21 protein-coding genes are annotated in these 21,001 nt (G+C 64.5%); 7 read left to right on the top strand and 14 right to left on the bottom strand.

Annotated elements, in window-relative coordinates:
* Positions 1–5: 5 nt before the first annotated feature.
* The 3 genes from ABQF30_RS06190 to ctaD are packed head-to-tail and all read right to left on the bottom strand — an operon-like array spanning position 6 to position 3,370.
* Entirely contained in the window at positions 6–311 is a 306-nt protein-coding gene (locus tag ABQF30_RS06190; protein ID WP_448463494.1) for a hypothetical protein, read from the bottom strand.
* 43 nt (positions 312–354) lie between these two features.
* On the bottom strand, positions 355–1,620 hold the full coding sequence (gene serB, locus ABQF30_RS06185; protein WP_448461909.1) for a phosphoserine phosphatase SerB: 1,266 nt from the start codon (positions 1,618–1,620) through the stop codon (positions 355–357).
* Positions 1,621–1,642: 22 nt separating this feature from the next.
* Entirely contained in the window at positions 1,643–3,370 is a 1,728-nt protein-coding gene (ctaD, locus tag ABQF30_RS06180; protein ID WP_448461908.1) for an aa3-type cytochrome oxidase subunit I, read from the bottom strand.
* Between the two features lie 163 nt (positions 3,371–3,533).
* Between ctaD and ABQF30_RS06175 the strand changes: the two genes are divergently transcribed.
* The 5 genes from ABQF30_RS06175 to ABQF30_RS06155 all read left to right on the top strand — a co-directional run bounded on the left by ABQF30_RS06175 (position 3,534) and on the right by ABQF30_RS06155 (position 8,767).
* Positions 3,534–4,613 (top strand): iron-siderophore ABC transporter substrate-binding protein, encoded by a 1,080-nt coding sequence (locus ABQF30_RS06175; protein ID WP_448461907.1) that lies wholly within the window; start codon positions 3,534–3,536, stop codon positions 4,611–4,613.
* A gap of 9 nt (positions 4,614–4,622) precedes the next feature.
* A complete protein-coding gene (locus ABQF30_RS06170; protein ID WP_448461906.1) occupies positions 4,623–4,898 on the top strand; it encodes a YciI family protein in 276 nt (91 codons plus the stop codon).
* 158 nt (positions 4,899–5,056) lie between these two features.
* Entirely contained in the window at positions 5,057–6,106 is a 1,050-nt protein-coding gene (locus ABQF30_RS06165; protein ID WP_448461905.1) for an NAD(P)-dependent alcohol dehydrogenase, read from the top strand.
* A gap of 111 nt (positions 6,107–6,217) precedes the next feature.
* Entirely contained in the window at positions 6,218–7,051 is an 834-nt protein-coding gene (locus ABQF30_RS06160) for a DUF6498-containing protein (protein ID WP_448461904.1), read from the top strand.
* Positions 7,052–7,249: 198 nt separating this feature from the next.
* The gene (locus ABQF30_RS06155; RefSeq protein ID WP_448463492.1) at positions 7,250–8,767 is read left to right on the top strand and encodes an APC family permease; all 1,518 of its coding nucleotides are present in this window, start codon (positions 7,250–7,252) and stop codon (positions 8,765–8,767) included.
* Between the two features lie 72 nt (positions 8,768–8,839).
* Here the strand turns inward: ABQF30_RS06155 and nrdF are convergent, their stop codons facing one another.
* The 3 genes from nrdF to ABQF30_RS06140 form a co-directional block, all read right to left on the bottom strand.
* Positions 8,840–9,802: a class 1b ribonucleoside-diphosphate reductase subunit beta gene (gene nrdF / locus ABQF30_RS06150; RefSeq protein ID WP_448461903.1), complete on the bottom strand. Its 963-nt coding sequence runs from the start codon at positions 9,800–9,802 to the stop codon at positions 8,840–8,842.
* A 75-nt stretch (positions 9,803–9,877) separates the two neighbouring features.
* Positions 9,878–11,419, bottom strand: a complete 1,542-nt coding sequence (locus tag ABQF30_RS06145; RefSeq protein WP_448461902.1) for a flavin-containing monooxygenase — start codon at positions 11,417–11,419, stop codon at positions 9,878–9,880.
* Between the two features lie 93 nt (positions 11,420–11,512).
* Positions 11,513–12,253 carry a TetR/AcrR family transcriptional regulator gene (locus ABQF30_RS06140; protein ID WP_448461901.1) on the bottom strand — a complete coding sequence of 247 codons (741 nt, stop codon included), beginning with the start codon at positions 12,251–12,253 and terminating at the stop codon, positions 11,513–11,515.
* Between the two features lie 150 nt (positions 12,254–12,403).
* Between ABQF30_RS06140 and ABQF30_RS06135 the strand changes: the two genes are divergently transcribed.
* Complete coding sequence (locus ABQF30_RS06135) at positions 12,404–13,588, top strand: geranylgeranyl reductase family protein (RefSeq protein WP_448461900.1); 1,185 nt, start codon at positions 12,404–12,406, stop codon at positions 13,586–13,588.
* A 225-nt stretch (positions 13,589–13,813) separates the two neighbouring features.
* Here ABQF30_RS06135 and ABQF30_RS06130 read toward each other — a convergent pair whose 3' ends face one another.
* From ABQF30_RS06130 to ABQF30_RS06110, 5 genes are all read right to left on the bottom strand, one after another.
* Positions 13,814–14,353, bottom strand: a complete 540-nt coding sequence (locus tag ABQF30_RS06130) for a hypothetical protein (protein ID WP_448461899.1) — start codon at positions 14,351–14,353, stop codon at positions 13,814–13,816.
* A 20-nt stretch (positions 14,354–14,373) separates the two neighbouring features.
* On the bottom strand, positions 14,374–14,517 hold the full coding sequence (locus ABQF30_RS06125) for an MFS transporter small subunit (protein WP_448461898.1): 144 nt from the start codon (positions 14,515–14,517) through the stop codon (positions 14,374–14,376).
* A complete protein-coding gene (locus tag ABQF30_RS06120; RefSeq protein ID WP_448461897.1) occupies positions 14,514–15,911 on the bottom strand; it encodes an L-lactate MFS transporter in 1,398 nt (465 codons plus the stop codon). The genes ABQF30_RS06125 and ABQF30_RS06120 overlap by 4 nt, the downstream gene beginning before the upstream one ends.
* Positions 15,912–16,089: 178 nt before the next feature.
* The gene (locus tag ABQF30_RS06115; RefSeq protein ID WP_448461896.1) at positions 16,090–16,443 is read right to left on the bottom strand and encodes a cupin domain-containing protein; all 354 of its coding nucleotides are present in this window, start codon (positions 16,441–16,443) and stop codon (positions 16,090–16,092) included.
* Between the two features lie 52 nt (positions 16,444–16,495).
* Positions 16,496–17,200 (bottom strand): LysR family substrate-binding domain-containing protein, encoded by a 705-nt coding sequence (locus tag ABQF30_RS06110; RefSeq protein WP_448461895.1) that lies wholly within the window; start codon positions 17,198–17,200, stop codon positions 16,496–16,498.
* 28 nt (positions 17,201–17,228) lie between these two features.
* On the opposite strand from ABQF30_RS06110, the gene ABQF30_RS06105 reads away from it, so the two are divergent.
* Positions 17,229–17,615, top strand: a complete 387-nt coding sequence (locus tag ABQF30_RS06105) for a DUF5997 family protein (RefSeq protein WP_448461894.1) — start codon at positions 17,229–17,231, stop codon at positions 17,613–17,615.
* A gap of 74 nt (positions 17,616–17,689) precedes the next feature.
* On the opposite strand, the gene ABQF30_RS06100 is transcribed toward ABQF30_RS06105, so the two are convergent.
* The 3 genes from ABQF30_RS06100 to nrdI all read right to left on the bottom strand — a co-directional run bounded on the left by ABQF30_RS06100 (position 17,690) and on the right by nrdI (position 20,991).
* Entirely contained in the window at positions 17,690–18,307 is a 618-nt protein-coding gene (locus ABQF30_RS06100; protein ID WP_448461893.1) for a nucleotidyltransferase domain-containing protein, read from the bottom strand.
* 87 nt (positions 18,308–18,394) lie between these two features.
* On the bottom strand, positions 18,395–20,572 hold the full coding sequence (nrdE, locus tag ABQF30_RS06095) for a class 1b ribonucleoside-diphosphate reductase subunit alpha (protein ID WP_448461892.1): 2,178 nt from the start codon (positions 20,570–20,572) through the stop codon (positions 18,395–18,397).
* Positions 20,539–20,991: a class Ib ribonucleoside-diphosphate reductase assembly flavoprotein NrdI gene (gene nrdI, locus ABQF30_RS06090; RefSeq protein ID WP_448461891.1), complete on the bottom strand. Its 453-nt coding sequence runs from the start codon at positions 20,989–20,991 to the stop codon at positions 20,539–20,541. Before nrdI ends, nrdE begins: the two co-directional genes overlap by 34 nt.
* Positions 20,992–21,001 lie beyond the last annotated feature (10 nt).

Genomic DNA, 21,001 nt, shown 5'->3' with positions numbered 1-21,001 from the left:
AACCGCTACGGCTGTTGGGTCATCGCCAGGCAGGTGCCGTAATGCTCCCTGGTGCACGGGATGCCGTTCACCGTCGTCAGCCCACCGGGCTGTCCTCCGATCACCGGGCCCCCGCCGCTCGGCGGCAGCACCGGAACAAGCGCGCCGCCCGACGAACCTTTGACGCACACGCCTTCGAACTTCGACTGGACGGTGCCCGACGGGCATCGCTTGGCATCGGCCGGTGCCGCGACCGCCAATTGGCCGGCCGAAAGACCGAAGACCGCTGCGGCTGCAAAGGCGCCGACGACTACCGCGTGCTTGACCGTCATCACGACCTCAGCCTACGGCACCGCCACGAAAGCAGAATCCCCGTCAGTCGTCGGGAATGTCGACGCGTCGCACCATGCCGTCCACGGCGTCGGCGGCCTCGATCTCGCCGCGAGTGATGCCGAGGATGAACAGCACGGTGTCCAGGTACGGGTGGCTCAGCGAGGCGTCGGCCACCTCACGCAGCGCCGGTTTGGCGTTGAACGCCACGCCCAGACCGGCGGCGGCGAGCATGTCGATGTCGTTCGCGCCGTCGCCGACGGCCACGGTCTGTTCCATCGGTACGCCTGCCTGGCTGGCGAAATCGCGCAGCGCCTTGGCTTTTCCGGGCCGGTCGATGACGGGGCCGATCACCCGGCCGGTGAGCTTGCCGTCGACAACCTCAAGATGATTGGCCGCCACGAAGTCGAGCATGAGTTCCTCGGCCAGCGGCTGAATGACTTGGCGGAATCCGCCGGACACCACGCCGCAGTGGTAGCCGAGGCGGCGCAGGGTCCGAATCGTGGTGCGGGCACCGGGCGTCAACTCCAGCTGATCGGCGACTTCGTCGAGCACTTCGGCCGGCAACCCCGCGAGGGTCGCGACGCGCCGGTGCAGCGACTCGGCGAAATCAAGCTCGCCCCGCATCGCGGCCTCGGTGACCTCGGCGACCGCCGCTTCGGCACCAACCCGTGCGGCCAGCATCTCGATCACCTCGCCCTGGATCAGCGTCGAATCGACGTCGAAGACGATGAGCCGCTTGGCCCGCCGCGACAGGCTGTAATCCTCCAGCGCGATATCCACGGCCTCGTCGACCGCCACCTGCGCCAGTGCGGCCTGCAGTTGGCCGTAGGCGGCCCCCGACGGGACCGAGACCCGAAGCTCCAGGCCGGTCACCGGATAGTCGGAGACCCCGCGGATGGTGTCGATGTTGACGCCGAGAGCCGCCACTGCCCGGGCCACCACACCGAACGACTCGGCAGTGATCGGGCGGCCCAGCACCACGATCGTGTGCGTCGAGGGCTCCCGCATCACCGGAAGGTCGTCGCTGCGCTCGATCGTCACGTCGAGACCGACCCGGTGAATCGCGGCCTCGACGTCACTGCGCAACCCGTCAGCGTCGGCGACCTCGGCCGGCGCCGCCACCAGCACACCGAGCGTGAGCCGGCCACGGATGACGACCTGCTCGACGTTGCGCAGTTCCACCTTGTGGCGGGACAACACCTCGAACAGCGCCGAGGTGACGCCCGGCTGATCTACTCCGGTGACGGTGATCAGCACCGATGAGCGCTCGCGCGAAGAGCCGATAGGAGATGTCACCTTTCGACTCATGTCCCCTGGATGCCGCCTACCGTCAACTGGACTGATCGACGGGTTCGAGCTCTTTGTGATGATCGCGGCCCACATGGGCTTCTGCGCGCATCCGCTCGACCATGTGCGGGTAGTGCAGCTCGAACGCCGGGCGCTCGGACCGGATCCGCGGCAGCTCGGTGAAGTTGTGCCGCGGCGGCGGGCAACTGGTCGCCCACTCCAGCGAGTTGCCATAGCCCCACGGATCGTCGACCGTCACCGGCTCGCCGTAGCGCCAGCTCTTGAAGATGTTCCACACGAACGGCAGCGTCGAGATGCCCAGGATGAACGCGCCGATGGTGGAGATCACGTTCAGCGTGGTGAATCCGTCGCTGGGCAGGTAGTCGGCGTAGCGGCGCGGCATGCCCTCGTCACCGACCCAGTGCTGCACCAGGAACGTGGTGTGGAAGCCGATGAACGTCAGCCAGAAGTGGAGCTTTCCGAGTCGCTCGTCGAGCAGCCGGCCGGTCATCTTCGGGAACCAGAAGTAGATGCCCGCGTAGGTGGCGAACACGATGGTGCCGAAGAGCACGTAGTGGAAGTGCGCGATGACGAAGTAGCTGTCGGTGACGTGGAAGTCCAGCGGCGGGCTGGCCAGCAGCACGCCGGACAGGCCACCGAGCAGGAAGGTGATCAGGAAGCCGACCGAGAACAACATGGGTGTCTCGAACGTCAACTGGCCCTTCCACATCGTGCCGATCCAGTTGAAGAACTTGATACCCGTCGGCACCGCGATCAGGAACGTCATGAAGGAGAAGAACGGCAGCAGCACGGCACCGGTGGCGTACATGTGGTGCGCCCACACGGCGACCGAGAGCGCCGCGATGCTGATCGTGGCGTAGATCAGCGTGGTGTAACCGAAGATCGGCTTACGGCTGAACACCGGGAAAATCTCACTGACGATGCCGAAGAACGGCAGAGCGATGATGTACACCTCGGGGTGGCCGAAGAACCAGAACAGGTGCTGCCACAACAACACACCGCCGTTGGCGGGGTCATAGATGTGCGCGCCCAGGTGACGGTCGGCGGCCAGCCCGAACAGCGCGGCGGTCAGCAGCGGGAACGCCAGCAGCACCAGGATCGAGGTCACCAGGATGTTCCAGGTGAACACCGGCATCCGGAACATCGTCATGCCCGGTGCACGCATGCACACCACGGTGGTGACCATGTTGACGCCACCGAGGATGGTGCCAAGACCACCGACGGCCAGGCCCATGATCCACAGGTCACCGCCCGCGCCGGGCGAGTGGATCGCGTCGGTCAGCGGCGAGTACGCCGTCCAGCCGAAGTCGGCCGCACCACCGGGGGTGATGAAGCCGGCAAGCGCGATCAGCGCACCGAACAGGAACAGCCAGAACGAGAAGGCGTTGAGCCGCGGGAACGCCACGTCAGGCGCCCCGATCTGCAACGGCAGCACCAGGTTGGCGAACCCGAACACGATCGGCGTCGCGTAGAAAAGCAGCATCACCGTGCCGTGCATGGTGAACAGCTGATTGAACTGCTCGTTGCTCAGGAACTGCAGGCCCGGCATCGCCAGCTCGGTACGCATGAACAGCGCCATCAGCCCGCCGATCGCGAAGAACGCGAAGCAGGCGACGCAGTACATGATGCCGATCAGCTTGTGATCGGTGGTGGTGATCAGGTTGTAGACAAGGTTCCCCTTGGGGCCCATGCGTTCCGGAAACGGACGACGTGCCTCGAGTTCTCCGATTGGGGGCGCTTCGGCTACCAAGAGGTCCTCCAAGAATTCGTCGGGAAATCCCGCTTATCGAGTGAATCCTATCGCCCCCGGGGGCCTACGCGCCCCTGGGTCCTACAAACTGTCGTATTGAGCCGGGGGCTTGGACGAGCGGTGCCCTGACCAGCCGCTACCCGCTGAATGTTACGGTCGCCCGGTGCTGACCAACCGTCCGCTGGCCGCGGCCGTGCTCATCACCGCTGCCGCGACACTGGTCAGTGGTTGCGGATCCTCGGATAGCAGTCCGCAAGCGCAGCCGTCGATGACCACCAGTGTCACCAGGATCGCCGACGCGGGCGTGCTCGGCAATCAGCGCAGACCCGACGAATCATGTGCGCCGGAGCCTGCGCGGGCCGACCCTGCGCCGCGGGAGGTCCGCAACGCCCGGGGCGGCACCGGTGGGGATGACATCGCCGAAACCACCGAGGTGCGCGGCGACCCGCAACGGATCGTGGTGCTCTCCGGCGATCAACTCGACGCATTGTGTGCGCTGGGCCTGCAAACGAGAATCGTCGCCGCTGCCCTGCCGGACGGGTCGGATCAGCAGCCGTCCTACTTGGGCACGGTCGTGCACGAGGTGGCGCCGGCCGGCACCCGGGGCGCACCGGACGTGACCGCGATCGAGACCGCGAAACCGGATCTGATCCTGGGATCGCAGGCCCTGACGCCGGCGTCTTTCGGGGACTTGTCGGGAATCGCTCCGACGGTGTTCACCGCGGCGCCTGGCGCCGCCTGGCGGGACACGCTGCGCACGGTTGGCGCGGCGACCGGACGGGACGATGCGGCGGCAGATCTGATCGCGCGATTCGACGACGACGCCCGCAAGACCGGCGCCGAGAACGACGCCGCGCACTTCCAGGCATCGGTGGTGCAGCTGACCGAGAACACCGTGCGGGTCTATGGCACCGACAACTTCCCGGCAAGCGTGCTGGCCACCGTCGGGCTGGACCGCCCTGCGGCACAACGGTTTTCCGACAAGCCATACGAGGAGATCGCGGCCGGGAGCGCCGACTTCTCAATCGCCGACGCAGACATCGTCTATGTCTCCTTCGCGTCGGCCGCCGCCAGGGACAAGGCCACGACGATCCTCGACAGCGGCGCGTGGCGGGCGCTGTCAGCCGCCAGAGACGACCGGGTGTTCGTGGTCAACAACGAGGTGTGGCAGACCGGCCAGAACATCGTGGCCGCCCGCGGCATCCTGGACGACCTGCGGTGGGTCAACGCCCCGATCAACTAATCTCACCGGGTGTTCCACGTACTCACCACCACCTACACCCAGCCCCTCGAGGTCGTCGATCAGACGCGCCCCGCGCATATCGCGTGGCTCAACGAGGAGGTGGCCGCCGGTCGCATCCTGTTGGCCGGCCGCCAGGAATCGCCGACCGGCGCCGTTCTGATCACCGGCGACATCAGCATCGAGGACGTCCAGGACATCATCGAACGCGACCCTTACACCCTGGCCGGTCTGGTCAGCGTCGAGCGAGTGTCCTTCAACGGGTCCATCCGCGCACCCGGGTTGTGACCCCCAGGGACTTCCCAGGGATCAGCGTCACAGTAGATATCGGGATTACCGCCCGGGGAAAGCCGGTTGCACTTCTCGGGCCGCTCTGCGCGGCATACCCCGATTACCTGGGCTAATCTCCCCAGAAGCATGTACTGACGACGATAAAAGAGGCTGTAATGAGCACTGTTTCCGCATATGCCGCGACCTCGGCAACCGAGCCGCTGACCAAGACCACCATCACCCGCCGCGAGGTCGGGCCGCACGACGTAGCCTTCGACATCCATTTCGCCGGGATCTGCCACTCGGACATCCACACCGTCAAGGGTGAGTGGGGCCGCCCCAATTACCCGGTTGTCCCCGGCCATGAGATCGCCGGCGTGGTGACCGAGGTGGGCTCGGATGTCACCAAGTACAAGGTCGGCGACCACGTGGGCGTCGGCTGTTTCGTCGACTCCTGCCGCGAATGCGACAACTGCAAGGCCGGCCTGCAGCAGTACTGCACCGGCGGCGGCATGATCGCCACCTACAACTCGACCGAACGGGACGGCACCGCCTCGCAAGGTGGTTACAGCGGCGCCATCGTCGTCGACGAGAACTACGTGCTGCGCATCCCCGACAGCATTCCGCTCGACGCCGCCGCTCCCCTGCTGTGCGCCGGCATCACCACCTACTCCCCGCTGCGGCACTGGAATGCCGGGCCCGGCAAGAAGGTCGCCGTGATCGGTCTCGGCGGCCTCGGCCACGTGGCGGTCAAGCTCGCCAAGGCGATGGGCGCCGAGGTGACCGTGTTGAGCCAGTCGCTGAAGAAGATGGAAGACGGGCTGCGCCTGGGTGCCAGCCACTACTACGCGACCTCCGACCCCGACACCTTCCGTCAGCTGGCCGGATCGTTCGATCTGATCCTCAACACCGTTTCGGCGAACCTCGATATGGGCGCCTACCTGGGTCTGCTCGCCACCGACGGGACGCTCGTCGAACTGGGTGCGCCAGAGAAGCCGCTGGTAGTGCCGTTCTTCCCGCTGGGCGCCTATCGACGCAGCCTGTCCGGATCGATGATCGGTGGCATCCCCGAGACTCAGGAGATGCTCGACTTCTGCGCCGAGCACAACGTGACCCCTGAGATCGAGGTCATCCAGCCCGATTACATCAACGAGGCGTACGAGCGCGTGCTTGCCAGCGACGTGCGGTACCGGTTCGTGATCGACACCGCCTCCCTGCGGGCCTAACCACACAACCACATACGCAACATCGGGCGGCCGCGATCAAGCGGCCGCCCGATGTCGTCCATGTACCGCTGAGGGCGAATAATCGGCGTTCCGAGGTGCGACGATCATGCGGTGCGCCCGCCCGGTCCGGTTACCGCGACGCGAATTGTTCATGCACTGACCACGCTGGCGGTCATCACGGTGCCGGTTTTCGGATGGTTCGCCCAGGACTGGTCTGGAGGCACCACGCTTGCGGTCTACTGGTTCGAGACCGCCGCTGCGTGTCTGTTCATCCTGGCGCGCATCGCCATTCATCAGCGGCGGTCTCCACGCCGCGGACATTTCCGGTACAACGCACCGGGTCCCGACGGCGGAACGCAGCTCATGTCCACGGTCAAAGGGGTCCGCCGCCGAGGGGCGCAGCAGTCCTCGTTCATGGCATCTTTTGCCGTCGTCAGCCTGAGTTTCTGCGCCGCACACGGCGTGTTCCTCGGGGTCATCCTGATGCTGCTCAACCATAACGGCGTTGGCCATCTAGCCGAAATAGATTGGCGCAGTGCCGGTTTCGGCTGCCTTTACGTGCTGCTGTTTCTGGCCATCGACTTCCTCGTGGACCTCATCAGCTTGGGCCGCTGGCCGTTCTGGCAACTCGAGCAGACAACCAATCACGCGATCGGCCGCGTCATGGTCATCCATCTCACGCTCCTCATCGGTTTCGTCGGGATCGCGGTCACCGGTGCGCCCGATACCTTCTTCGGAGTTTTCGTCGTCCTCAAAACCCTGTCGTCGTTGAGTTTCGCACTACCCCAGTGGACGCCGTCCCAGCCGCCGAAGTGGCTGAGCGGCATCATGAACCGCGTGCCCAACGTGCACCCCGGTGAGCGATTCGAGGAGTTCTGGGCCGCCGAGCGCGATGAGGAAAAGCAGCGGCGCGACGCCAACGAACAACACTGGGCCCCCTCCTGAATCCTCGTGTTACAACCCTGTTTCATCGGTTGTCGGAATGACACCCAGGTGCGACGCTCTTGTGCGGACTGCACAGCTGCAGACCGTCCCAGCACATGATTCCGAACCAGGAGGCCCGCGGTGACCACTGATTCCGCAGCCATCGACAACGCGGGGGCGCCGCCGGCCCCCGCTGGGCTGAAGAAGGGCGCGATCGGGATGGTCGCCGTCATCTTCATGGCCGTCGCCAACGCCGCGCCGATCACGGCGATGACCGGAAACACCCCGATCGCAGTGGGCTTCGGCAATGGGCTCGGCGCCCCGGCAGGCTTCTTGTTCGCCACCATCATCCTGACGCTGTTCGCGTTGGGGTATGTGGCGATGGCCAAGCACATCACCACCACAGGTGCGTTCTACGGTTTCATCTCCCATGGCCTCGGCCAGGTTTGGGGTATGGCCAGCGGTCTGCTCGCGACGTTCGCCTACGTGGTGTTCGAGGGTTCGTTGATCGGTGCCTTCGCGTACTTCGCCAATGACGCCGTCAACACGATCCTCGACGTGAACATCCCGTGGCTGGCATTCGGGATCGGCGCGATCGTCGTCATTGCGTTGCTCTCCCACTTCCACATCAGCCTGGCCGCCGCGATCCTCGGCGTCACGCTGGTGGCTGAGGTGGTGATCCTGCTCGCTCTCGCGTTCTCGGTGATCTTCTCCGGCGGCGGTCCCGACGGCTTCATGCTCAACCAAACCGTCCTGTTGAACAACGCCTTCGAAAGCCTGCCTGCAGGCGCCTTCGGCACCGCCGCGGTCACGGGTTCGATGGCCATCGGCCTGTTCTTCGCCTTCTGGTCCTGGGTCGGATTTGAAACCACCGCGGTCTACGGCGAGGAATCCCGCAACCCGAAGAAGATCATCCCGCGGGCCACGCTCATCGCGGTCATCGGACTCGGCCTGTTCTACACGTTCATCTCGGCGATGGTGCTGGCCGGCAATGGCGCCAGGGCCTCGGTCGAGGCGTCGATCAGCGCATCGCCGCTCGACCTCTTCTTCGGCCTGGTGCAGGCCAACCTCGGCGGCTTCCTGCTCGACATCTACAAGATCCTGCTGGTGATCGGCTCCTTCGCGTGCGCGCTGGCGTTCCACAATGCCGCCTCGCGCTACTTGTTCGCTCTCGGTCGCGAAATCCCTTCTCCCGCAGTACAGAAGACCATCGGCGCCGCACATGCCAAGCACGGATCGCCCTTCATCGCGTCGGCGGTGCAGAGCACCATCACCCTGGTGACCGTCGTGCTGTTCGCCGTCTTCACCGCGGTCCAGGTGCCTGACGCCGGTGGCAACCCGGTCGACACCCCAGCGCTGGTGCCCTACACCAATATCTACGGGCTGCTTGCCCTGATCGGCACGGCGGCAATCCTTTTGGTGCAGGCCATCTGCTCGGCGGCGGTGATCTGGTACTTCTGGGTGCGAAAGACTCACCGCGGCAATGTGATCACCACGCTGATCTGCCCGCTCATCGGCGGCATCGCGATGCTGTATGTGGTGTGGCTGTTGTGGGACAACCGGGCGTTCGCCGCCGGTTACGCATCCAACTCGCTGGTGTTCAAGACCGGGCCGTACCTGATCCTCGCGGTGTTCCTTATCGGCTTGGCCTACGCGGTGTGGCTGCGCTACTCGCGGCCTGCGGTGTACGCGGAGATCGGGCGCACCGTGATGGAGGACGCCCACGAGCGCACCTAGTTCGGCGAGCAGACGCAAAAGTACCCGGAATCAAGGGATTTCGGGGACTTTTGCGTCTGCTCGCGCTGAAACTTAGAAGTCCCAGTCCTCGTCGGTGGTGTTGACGGCCTTGCCGATCACGTAGGAGCTACCTGACCCGGAGAAGAAGTCGTGGTTCTCGTCGGCGTTCGGGCTCAGCGCCGACATGATCGCCGGGTTCACGTCGGTCTCGTCGCGCGGGAACAGCGCCTCGTAGCCGAGGTTCATCAGCGCCTTGTTGGCGTTGTAGCGCAGGAACTTCTTGACGTCCTCGGTGAGCCCGACCTCGTCGTAGAGGTCCTGGGTGTATTCCACCTCGTTGTCGTAGAGCTCGAAGAGCAATTCGTAGGTGTAGTCCTTGAGCGTCTGCTTGGTCGCCTCGTCTTGCAACGCCAGACCGCGCTGATACTTGTAGCCGATGTAGTACCCGTGCACGGCTTCGTCACGGATGATCAGCCGGATCATGTCCGCGGTGTTGGTCAGCTTGGCCCGGCTGCTCCAGTACATCGGCAGGTAAAAGCCCGAGTAGAACAGGAAGCTCTCCAGCAGCGTCGAGGCCACCTTGCGCTTGAGCGGCTCGTCGCCCTTGTAGTACTGCATGACGATCTCGGCCTTGCGCTGTAGGTTCGGATTCTCCTCCGACCAGCGGAACGCGTCGTCGATCTCCGCGGTCGAGCACAACGTGGAGAAGATGTTGCTGTAGCTGCGCGCGTGCACCGACTCCATGAACGCGATGTTGGTGTAGACGGCTTCCTCGTGCGGGGTGAGCGCGTCGGGGATCAGGCTCACCGCGCCGACGGTTCCCTGGATGGTGTCCAGCAGGGTCAGACCCGTGAAGACCCGCATGGTGAGCTGCTTCTCGTGCGCGGTCAGCGTTCCCCACGACGGGATGTCGTTGGACACCGGTACCTTCTCCGGCAACCAGAAGTTGCCGGTCAACCGGTCCCAGACCTCGGCGTCCTTCTCATCTTGAAGCCGGTTCCAGTTGATCGCCGAGACGCGATCGATCAACTTCATACCTTCGCTCACCAGAACCCCACTTCACCAGGTCGTCGTGTTTGCCGGACTTCGTATCCGACACTACCCCTGGGGTTAACCACCCACGGTGACCGCAACACCTTGTGTTTTCGTGTCGCGTTGCGTGCCCCAGAAATCGAACTCCGCGGGGTCCAGATTGCGGGTCGCCAACCAGTACTGCCAGGTCATCCCGCTCCACAACGTGCGGTTGACGCCGTGGGTATCCATGTACCAACTCCGGCAACCTCCGGTGTTCCACACCGTGCCGGCCAGATCGTCTTGCAGTTCGGCGTTGAACTCGTCCTGCGCGCGGCGGCTGGGCGCCAGCGCGGCGGCGCCGGCCTTGTCGACCGCGGCGATCGCCTGGCCCACATACCGGATCTGCTGTTCGATCATGAACACCACCGAGTTGTGCCCGAGCGCGGTGTTCGGCCCGAGCAGGAAGAACAGATTGGGCATGCCCGCGACGGCGATGCCGCGGTGCGCCTGGATGCCCTCCCGGTTCCAGCGGTCCACCAGGTCCTCGCCGCCGGCGCCCTTGATGTCGACGTAGGTGTAGGAGTCGGTGACGTGGAAGCCGGTCGCGAACACCACCACGTCGACCGGATGCTCGACGCCGTCGGCGGTGACGATGCCCTCGGCCGTCATGCGGGCGATCGGGTCGGTGATCACCTGCGTCTTGGGGTTGGCGATGCCGCGATAGTAGGTGTCGGAGTTGAGGATTCGTTTACACCCGGCGCGGTAGTTCGGCGTGAGTTTGCGCCGCAGTTCGGGATCTTTGATGCTGCGGTTGATGTTCCACTTGCCCATCAGCTCGCCGATCTTGAGCAGGCGCGGCTGCTGGGTCATGGCGAAGCCGACGGCTTCGTGGATCCAGTAGATGCCGGCGCGCATCAGCGCCCGGGTGCCAGGCACATAGCTGAACACCCGCCGCATCCACTGCGGGAATGCGTTGTTCGGCCTCGGCATCACCCAGGCCGGAGTGCGCTGATAGAGGTGCAGCTCCGCGACGTCCTTGGCGATCTCCGGCACGATCTGGATCGCGCTGGCGCCGGTGCCGATGACTGCGACCCGCTTGCCGGTGATGTCGACGCTGTGGTCCCACTCGGCGGAATGGAATGCGGCCCCGGTGAATTCGTCGCGCCCCTCGATATCCGGGATGAGAGGGATGTGCAGGCCGCCGGCGCCGGAGACCAGGAACTGGGCAACGTACTCCTGGCCGGTGTCGGTGAAGACGTGCCAACGCAGTTCGTCGTCGTCCCAGTGCGCGCGGTCGACGTGGACACCGAAAGTGATGTAGCGACGCAACCCGTACTTCTGCGTCACCCCCAGCAGATAACCCTGGATCTCGGGCTGGAACGACCACATGTGCCGCCAGTCGGCCTTCGGCTCGAACGAGAACGAGTACATGTGCGACGGGATGTCGCAGGCGCAACCGGGGTAGGTGTTGTCGCGCCAGGTGCCGCCGATCTCGTCGGCTTTCTCCAGGATCAGGAAGTCGACTCCGCGCTGTTGCAGCTCGATGGCCATCCCCAGGCCGGAGAACCCGGTGCCGATGATGAGCGCACGGGTCTGGATGGGTTGCTGGCTGGCAGCGGGCTGTTGGGCAGCCGTCATGGTGTCAGGTCCTTTTCTGGGAACGCCGGTACCGGATAACTTCCAGTCTCCGGACCCGGGTTGCGGCTGTCAACGAGCGGTGAGCCAGCCGACTCAGCCCACGTGTTCGCGGCGCTGCACACCCTCGTGCAGCGGAAGATCCGGGTCTATCCGGATACCGAGCAGCTCACAGGTGCCGTCGATGGACCCGAGCATGATGGTGGTCAGGTGCGCGACGAACTCGTCGATCGGCATCCGTCGCGGGCTGTCCTCCTTGGCGCCCAGCCACCAGTCGGTGGCCGAGGCCGCCGCCCCGAACGTGACGAACGCGGCCAGTTCGATCGCGGCGCCGTCGAGTTCCATTTCGCGCAGCTCGTTGGAGAACATGTCGGCCATCGCGAGCGTGATCCCACGGCCCTCGTTGAGCGCCCGCATGGTCGACTCGCTCTGCTCGGCGAACCGGCCCTGGATCAGGAACCGAAGCACGTTGGGGTGCTCGTCGACCAGCTGGACATACTGCTGCACGCTGCGGCGAATGACTTCGCGGGCCGGGTCGGCGGCGAGGTTGATCGACGGGAAGATCGCCGTCCACAGCATGTCGCGCAGGCGCTCCCCGATCGCCTGGAACAGGTCCGACTTGTCGGCGAAATGACGGTAGATCTTGGGTTTGGCGGTGCCTGCTTCTTCGGCGATTTCCCGCAGACTCAGCTCGGGCCCCAGCCGGTCGATGGCACGGAAGGCGGCGTCGACGATTTCCGACCGCACCTTCTTGCGGTGCTCACGCCAGCGCTCGCTGCGGGCGTCAACCTTGACGCCCGGCTCACCGCTGGAGTGTGATCTCGACCCTCGCCGCACGCGATCACTGTACCCGCACTGGTGGCGCTGACCTGCCCAGACCGCGCCCCAACACGCGATCGGGCCGATTGCCGGCGGATTCCCACGACCGGCCGGCTGCATCCGACTTCGGTATTATTTCGGCGATAGCCAACCGACGAGACGAGGCTCATGACGCAGCGATACGACCTGGTCATTGCCGGTGGCGGCCCATCGGGGTCGGCCGCCGCGTGGCAGGCCGCTCAGACCGGCGCCAAGGTGCTGGTCCTGGACAAAGCAGACTTTCCCCGCGACAAACCGTGCGGCGATGGACTCACCGCACGTGCGGTGAGTTATCTGCAGAAGATGGGGCTGGCCGAGGAGGTCGCCACCTATCACCGGGTCAACCGCGTGACGGTGTTCAGCCCCAGCCAGTGGGAGTTGTCGTTCCCACGGCGCCCGGGTATGCCCGATCACGGCCATACCGTCAGCAGAACCCATCTCGACACGGTGTTGCTCAAGCACGCTGAATCGGCAGGCGCCGAAGTCCGGCAGGGCGCCGAAGTGGCCGGACCCGAGTTCGACGCCAACGGCCGCGTGGTCGGAGTGGTGCTCAAGAGCGGCGAGAAGGTCTACGGCGACGCCGTCATCGCCGCCGACGGCGCATACTCCCCCATCAAACGCGCGCTGAAAATCGACTCCCAGTACAACGGCTACTCTGCGATCGCCATCCGGTCCGAGATGCACGCCAACCGGCCCGACTCCGACTCGTTGGACATCTATCTCAAACTGGTGTTCCAGGGCGACCAACTGCCCGGCTACGGCTGGGTGTTCCCGATGGGCAACGGGGTCTTCAACATCGGCCTGGGCTACGTCAACAGCTACAAGAATTGGCAGTCCATCAACGCCACCCAGTTCCTCGGCGATTTCCTGCGGACCCTGCCCGCCGACTGGGAGCTGCCACCGATCGAGGAACTCAAGAAGAACAAGAGCGTGCGAGCCTGGCGATTGCCGATGGGCTTCACGGCCTGGCCGCCGTGGCGGCCCGGCGTGCTGTTCGCCGGCGACTCGCTGGGCGCGGGCAAGCCTGCCTCCGGCGCAGGCATTTCCAAGGCGCTGGAGTCCGGGCTGACTGCGGGCGAGTGCGCAATCGCGGCCCTGCAGAACGGCGGACCCGACGACTTCACCAACTACGCGCAGCGCATGGAAGCGGCGTGGGGCCGGGAGTACCGGCGCGGCCGCTACATGCACAAGTTGATCGGCTACCCGAAGGTGGCGGACGCGGGCATCAAGCTGCTCGACAACGCCGCATTCCGTGACCGCATGCTCAAGGCGCTGTACAAGAAGGCCCAGGGCCCGCAGCACATCACCAAGTAGGTTTATCGCCGAGTGGCCAGTTATGACAAGCCTTTTCGCCTTTCGCGTGTCATAACTGGCCACTCGGCGCATCGTCGGGCTCAGATCACCTGGTCAACACACCTACGGGACGCTTCGATGAGCCGTCGCGCTCGTTGATCGGACGCGGCGTCTGCAGTGATGTGGTTCATCACATATCCGATCCCGGCGCCGTGAAGCCCTCGATTTCGGGCCGTTGTGTCTCGGCTACCACCGCAGCGTTTCGCCTTGCGCGCGAACCTGTCCGAAGAACCGCTTGCCGATGTCCGGGCCGTCGTGGTTGTAACTGTCCAGGATGTCGGCCAGTGCGTCGCCGAGCGCCCGCAAGGCCGGGCTGATCGTCTCGACGCCGTCGCCGCTCACCCATCCCCAGCTCCGAGGGATGTTGTCGATCGATATGACGATGCTGCAGTCGTGCGGCGTGGCGACTGAATAGATGATTTCAGCGGGAGCATCAGCGATGGGATCGCACTCCGCGACATCGCCCCGCAGGCCGGGCGCGGCGAAGGCAGACCTAGCCAGCGCTATATCGTCACGGACCATCTCGGCAATACGTGACAGGCTCGCGTGGCGACCGCCTCGGCCATAACGGGCGCCGTAGTCCCGCTCGCCGGACACGTCGCGGACGGAGTTGCGCAGAATTCGGCTGAGCATTCGTTGTGCCGCCGCACGCTCAGCGTCACCGGTACGCGGGTGATCTATCAGGGCTCGCAGCCGCGAGATGCGCAGAATCGCAACAGTTGCCATTGCACGCAGCGTACCGGCCGCTAGCCGAACAGCTGGCCGACCTTGAGTAGCAGCTGATAGAAGCCGTACGCGAACGGCGCGACGACCCACAACCACGCGAGCGCGATGTAGACCTTCGGGACAGTCGGCGCGTACTCGTGGTAGTCGACAGCCGGCTCGGTCATCGGTTGGCCTCCTCTACGACGGGCTTGGCTGGAATGAACTCGGGCTCATGCCATTTCGACGACACCGGCCGGATCAGCTCGTTGCACACCAGCGCGATCACCAACAGGACGATCATGATCGAGAACGACAGCGTGTAAAGCGCCGGGCCGTCCTTACCCGCCGCGGCCTGGCTGTCGGCGATCGAGTTGACGATGATCGGTCCGAGGATTCCAGCAGCCGACCACGCGGTGAGCAGCCGCCCGTGGATGGCACCCACCTGGAAGGTGCCGAACAGATCACGCAGATAGGCAGGCACGGTGGCGAACCCGGCTCCGTAGAACGACAGGATCACGAGCGTCGCGATCAAGAACACCACCTTGTTGGAGTTCTCCATCAAGGTGATCGTCAGATAGAGCAGTGCGCCGACGCCGAGGTAGAGCCGGTAGGCGTTCTTGCGTCCGATCACGTCGGACAGGCTGGACCACCCGATCCGGCCGAGCATATTGGCCAACGACAGCATCGCCACGTATCCGGCCGCCGCAGCGGCCAATGCGCCTGCCGCCACTCCCGCCGTCGGGAAATAGTCCTGGTAGATGGGCGAAGCCTTCTCCAGGATGCCGATGCCGGCAGTCACGTTGAAGCACAAGACCACCCACAACAGCCAGAACTGCGGGGTCTTGATCGCATTCCCGGCCGACACCTGCCCGCCGGTGATGATCGAACCTTCCTGCACCGGAGCCGGCGTCCAGCCATGCGGCTTCCAGTCGGGCCGGGGCACCCGCACGAGTAACCAGCCCAACGACATGAACACCGCGTACACCAGCCCGTGCACGAGGAAGGTCTTCGCGATGCCGGTGTTGTCGGTGCCGAAGGCGTTGAGCATCGCTGTCGACCACGGTGATGCGATCAACGCGCCGCCGCCGAAGCCCATGATCGCCAATCCGGTTGCCATTCCGGGCTTGTCGGGGAACCACTTGATCAGCGTGGACACCGGGGATATGTAGCCGATCCCCCAGCCGATCCCACCCAGGACCCCGTAGCCCAAGAGCACCAGCCAGTACTGGCCTGTGGCCAACCCGGCCGCACCCACCAGCCATCCGCCGCAGAAACAGCACATCGCCGCGAACATCGCCATCCGGGGCCCGTTGCGGTCCACCCAGGTGCCGAAGATCGCCGCCGACAGGCCGAGCACGACGATGCCGATGGTGAACGGCAGGGCGCTGAGCGTGCCAGAGATGTCGAGAGCGCCCTCGAGAGGCTTCTTGAACACGCTCCACGAATAAGCCGCGCCGACGGAGAGATGGATCGACAGCGCTGCCGGCGGTACCAGCCATCGGCTCCAGCCAGGTGGCGCGATGATGCGTTCGCGACTGAAGAAGGGCGCGGCGGTCAAAGCGGTGGACCGTGGTGTCATCCTTGGCCTTTCGTTGCCTGACGACGCTCGTGCTGCCACCGCGAGCGTCACTCCCGAGCGGTGGTCGGGACACGTGAAGCGATTCCTCGCTGGACCCTAGGCGAAATGGATAGCGATTTGAAACGTTTCACGGAAATTGACAAAGCAAGCGGTTTCGAAAACGTGCGCGCGACAATCTCTAGCCTTCTGGATAGAAAAGGAACAGCACACAGCCCTCCGCGGATTGTGGTACGTGCCACGACCCGGCCGGGGCGTGCAGGAATGTGCCTGCGACGTAGTCGTTGACGCCGTCGTTGAGGACACCGGAGACGACAAAGACCTCTTCGGGGCCCGGGTCGTGAAGGTCTTCACCGACCCAGGTCGCGCCCGGCGCGATGGTTGTGACAGCAGCTTTGGCGCCGTTGGCACCCTGCCAAAGCGGTTGGACCGTGATTCCGGGAAAGACTTCGATCGGTGCGACGTCTGCAGCCGACTTCCATACGTATCCAGGCGCGTTGGGGCCGAACGACGCAAGATCACCGTTAGTTGTCATATGTGCACGAACCCTGCGCACCGGCCCGCGATTCCCGAAACCGTCCGACGGATCAGCGTCGACCACGCTTGGCCGGGCCAGGCTTGCGGGCGACCTTGCCCGCGGCGGCACGGGCGGCCTGCTTTGCGAGAGTCTTCTCCCGTGCGGTGCGCTTCGGGGCGGGCTCGGCCTGCCCCCGCGCCGAACCGGGTTTGCGGCCGCGCACAATCCCGATGAACTCCTCGACCAGTGCCTGCTGCGGCCCTTCCGGCAACCCGAGCGCCACGGGGCAGGTGGGCGCGTCGGTGATCGGGCGGTACGTGAGGTCCTTGCGGTGATACAGCCGCGCCAGCGACTGTGGAACGATGAGCGCGCCTGTTCCTGCGGCGACGAGTTCTATTGCGTCCTTGGTGGTCTCGGGCCGGTGATCGACCGCGGTGCCGGCATCGGCCGCCCACGGCAGGACGTTGTCGAGTGGGATCAGGATCGGCACACCGTCGAGGTCTGCGGCCGTGATCGTGTCCACGGCAGTGAGAAGATGATCGGTCGGCACCACGACCACCGTTGTCTCCTCGTAGAGGGGGATGACGGCCAGCCCAGACGTGTCGGCGGGCAGCCGCAACAACGCCACGTCGACGGTGCCGGCCCGCACTGCGGCGGCCGCGTCTGCCGCGGCGACGGTGCACAACTGCAGCGGCACCTCGGGGTGGCGTTCCGACCAGGTCCGAGCCCACTTCGCGGGCGTCCCGCCGGGGACGAACCCGAGTGTCAGGGTCACCGCCTCAGGTTACCGATACGCTTGTCCCATGAGCAGGCCGAACGCGCAGTCCATGAAACCCGCCACGGCGGCGAAGAAGCTGGACGTGTATTTGCCCGCGACGCCTGCGGAGTTCCAGGAAAACCCGATCACCCGCGACGAGCTTGCCGCGCTGCAGGCGGATCCGCCGCAGTGGCTCAAGGATCTCCGCAAGAACGGGCCGCACCCGAAGAACCTCGTGGCGGCCAAGCTGGGTATCTCGATCGCCGGTCTCGCGCGTGGCGGCGCGGGCGATGCGCTCACCACCGAGGAGATCGAGCAGCTGCTCGAGGAGAAGCCTGAGTGGCTGGTTGCGGAACGCGAGAGCTACCAGAATGTGCTGCGCGAGGAGCGACGCCTCAAGGCGCTGCGTGCGGAGCAGGCTCGCGAGAGCTGACGCCGAACTGCCCGACCGTGCGGTTTCGTACGCAACTCGCCGTGCCTGCCGTATGAGACGGCGCACTCGAAGCGTCAGAGCGCGGCGACCCAGCGATGCCCGGGGTGCACGCGCGACAGCCATGCGCGCAATCGCGATCGGCGCGCAGAGTCCAGTTCCGGCAGCACTCGCGTGAAGTCGGCCTCGTCCTTGGCACGCAAGTGTTTGGCCTTGAACAGCAGTGCCACCTCGGGGATGACGTACGGGATGCCGTCACCGTTGCGCCGGATCAGCTCGCCATAAGGCAGGGTTATCGAACGGTCCCGCCGGCACACCCAGCGGTCATTGACATGCGATTCGCGAAAAGCGTCCAGACGGTAGATTCCAGTTGCGGGTTCCCGCAGCCAGGTTTGAAAATGCTTCGCCAGCTGCTCGGGGTACGGCCACACCCGGCCATCCCCCACGACATCCCACTCATGGTCCGGCAGCGCCGCCACGACGTCGTCGTCGAAACACACTGCCGGCACAGCGATTTCGATGTCGCCATGTTCGCGGGTGATCTCGCCGACGAAGAGATCCAACGCCCACCCAGCGGCCACGCACCACGGCGCGCGAACGGCCGCGAGCCGCTGGGCTACTTCTGTCGGAGTCCATGCGTGCCAGCGTTCGTCGATCGCGTTGTCGGAGAGTAGTTCTCCCCCATCCTCAGTCACGCCGGCGTCCGATGAAACTGAAAGTGCGGTCCCATCCGCCGCGCGTCACGCGCCACGGATGAAACCGCATCATCAAACGTCAATGCCCTACAACATGCAGCTGACGCAATTTTCTACTTCCGTGCCCTCCAAAGCCATTTGGCGTAGCCGGATGTAGTACAGCGTCTTGATTCCCTTGCGCCAGGCGTAGATCTGGGCCTTGTTGACGTCCCGAGTCGTGGCGGTGTCCTTGAAGAACAGCGTCAGGCTCAACCCCTGATCCACGTGCTGGGTGGCCGCGGCGTAGGTGTCGATGATCTTCTCGTAGCCGATCTCGTACGCGTCCTGGTAGTACTCCAGGTTGTCGTTCGTCAGATACGGCGCCGGGTAATAGACGCGCCCGATCTTGCCTTCTTTGCGGATCTCGATCTTGCTGGCGACCGGGTGGATCGACGACGTCGAGTGGTTGATGTAGGAGATCGATCCGGTCGGCGGCACCGCCTGCAGGTTCTGGTTGTAGATGCCGTGCGTCTGCACCGACTCCTTCAACTGCTTCCAATCGTCCTGCGTCGGAATGTGAATGCCGGCATCGGCGAAGATCTGCCGCACCTTGTCGGTCTTGGGTTCCCAGACCTCGTCGGTGTACTTGTCGAAGAACTCGCCCGAGGCGTACTTCGACTTCTCGAACCCGCCGAAGCTGGTATCACGTTCGATGGCAAGCAGATTCGACGCGCGCAGGGCGTGAAACAGCACGGTGTAGAAGTAGATGTTGGTGAAGTCGATGCCCTCTTCGGAGCCGTAGTGGATCCGCTCGCGGGCCAGGTAACCGTGCAGGTTCATCTGCCCCAGCCCGATCGCATGCGAGCTGTTGTTGCCCTGCTCGATCGACGGGACCGACCAGATGTGGGTCTGATCGCTCACTGCGGTCAGCGCGCGAATCGACACCTCGATGGTCTGCGCGAAGTCCGGCGAGTCCATGGCCTTGGCGATGTTCAGCGACCCGAGGTTGCATGAGATGTCCTTGCCCACTTGGGCATACGACAGATCCTCGTTGAACACCGACGGCGTCGAGACCTGCAGGATCTCCGAGCACAGGTTGGAGTGGGTGATCTTGCCGGCGATCGGGTTGGCCCGGTTCACCGTGTCCTCGTACATGATGTACGGGTATCCCGACTCGAACTGCAGCTCGGCCAACGTCTGGAAGAACTCGCGCGCCTTGATCTTGGTCTTGCGGATCCGTCCGTCGTTGACCATCTCGTGGTACTTCTCGGTCACCGAGATGTCGGCGAACGGAACCCCGTAGACGCGCTCGACGTCGTACGGCGAGAACAGGTACATGTCCTCGTTCTTCTTCGCCAGCTCGAAGGTGATGTCCGGGATCACCACGCCCAGCGAGAGCGTCTTGATCCGGATCTTCTCGTCGGCGTTCTCGCGCTTGGTGTCCAGGAACCGGTAGATGTCGGGGTGATGCGCGTGCAGGTACACCGCACCGGCACCCTGCCGCGCGCCGAGCTGGTTGGCGTAGGAGAACGAATCCTCCAGCAGCTTCATGATCGGGATGACACCCGAGCTCTGGTTCTCGATGTTCTTGATGGGCGCGCCGTGCTCACGAATGTTGCTCAGCAACAACGCAACACCGCCGCCACGCTTGGACAGCTGCAACGCCGAGTTGATGGAGCGCCCGATGGACTCCATGTTGTCTTCGATGCGAAGGAGGAAGCACGAAACCGGCTCTCCCCGTTGCTTTTTCCCTGAATTGAGGAACGTCGGCGTGGCCGGCTGGAACCGGCCGTCGATGATCTCGTCGACCAGCTTCTCCGCCAGTACGGTGTCACCGGAAGCCAGCGTCAGGGCCACCATGACGACGCGGTCCTCGAACCGCTCCAGGTAGCGCTTGCCGTCGAAGGTCTTGAGTGTGTACGAGGTGTAGTACTTGAACGCGCCGAGGAACGTCGGGAACCGGAACTTCTTGGCATATGCGCGATCCAGCAGCGACTTGACGAAGTTACGCGAGTACTGGTCGAGCACCTCGCGCTCGTAGTAGTTCTTCTCGATCAGGTAGTCGAGCTTCTCGTCCTGGCTGTGGAAGAAGACCGTGTTCTGGTTGACGTGCTGCAGGAAGTACTCGCGCGCAGCCAGTACATCCTTGTCGAACTGAATCTTGCCGTCGGCGTCATACAGATTCAGCATCGCGTTGAGCGCGTGGTAATCCAGTTCCGTGTCGCCCCCAGACTGCGGGTGCGCGCCGGTGGTTACAGGCTCTGCAGCTGTGACGGTTGGTGGCACGTCTTGTCCTTCCAAAAGTCTTCCAGGCCCGCGCGGACGGCTTCAACGTCGTCGGGGGTTCCCATGAGTTCGAAGCGATACAGATACGGCACGCCGCACTTGCGCGAGACCACATCGCCCGCGTAGGCGAACTCCGCACCGAAGTTGTTGTTGCCCGCGGCGATGACGCCGCGGATCAACGACCGATTGTGTTCATTGTTGAGGAACGCGATGACCTGCTTGGGGACATACCCGCCGTCATTGATGTCCGGGGTGGCACGGCCGCCGCCGTAGGTGGGCAGGACCAGCACGTAAGGCTCGTCGACCTCGATACGGCCGTGCAGCGGGATGCGTATGACACGGCTAGCGGGCCACTTCAATTTCTCGACGAAGCGGTGGGTGTTCTCCGAGACACTGGAGAAGTAGACGAGATTGCCCATCCCTGGCCCC

The organism is Mycolicibacterium sp. XJ870, assembly GCF_053483975.1.
This window is presented reverse-complemented; position numbering and strand designations above follow the sequence as displayed.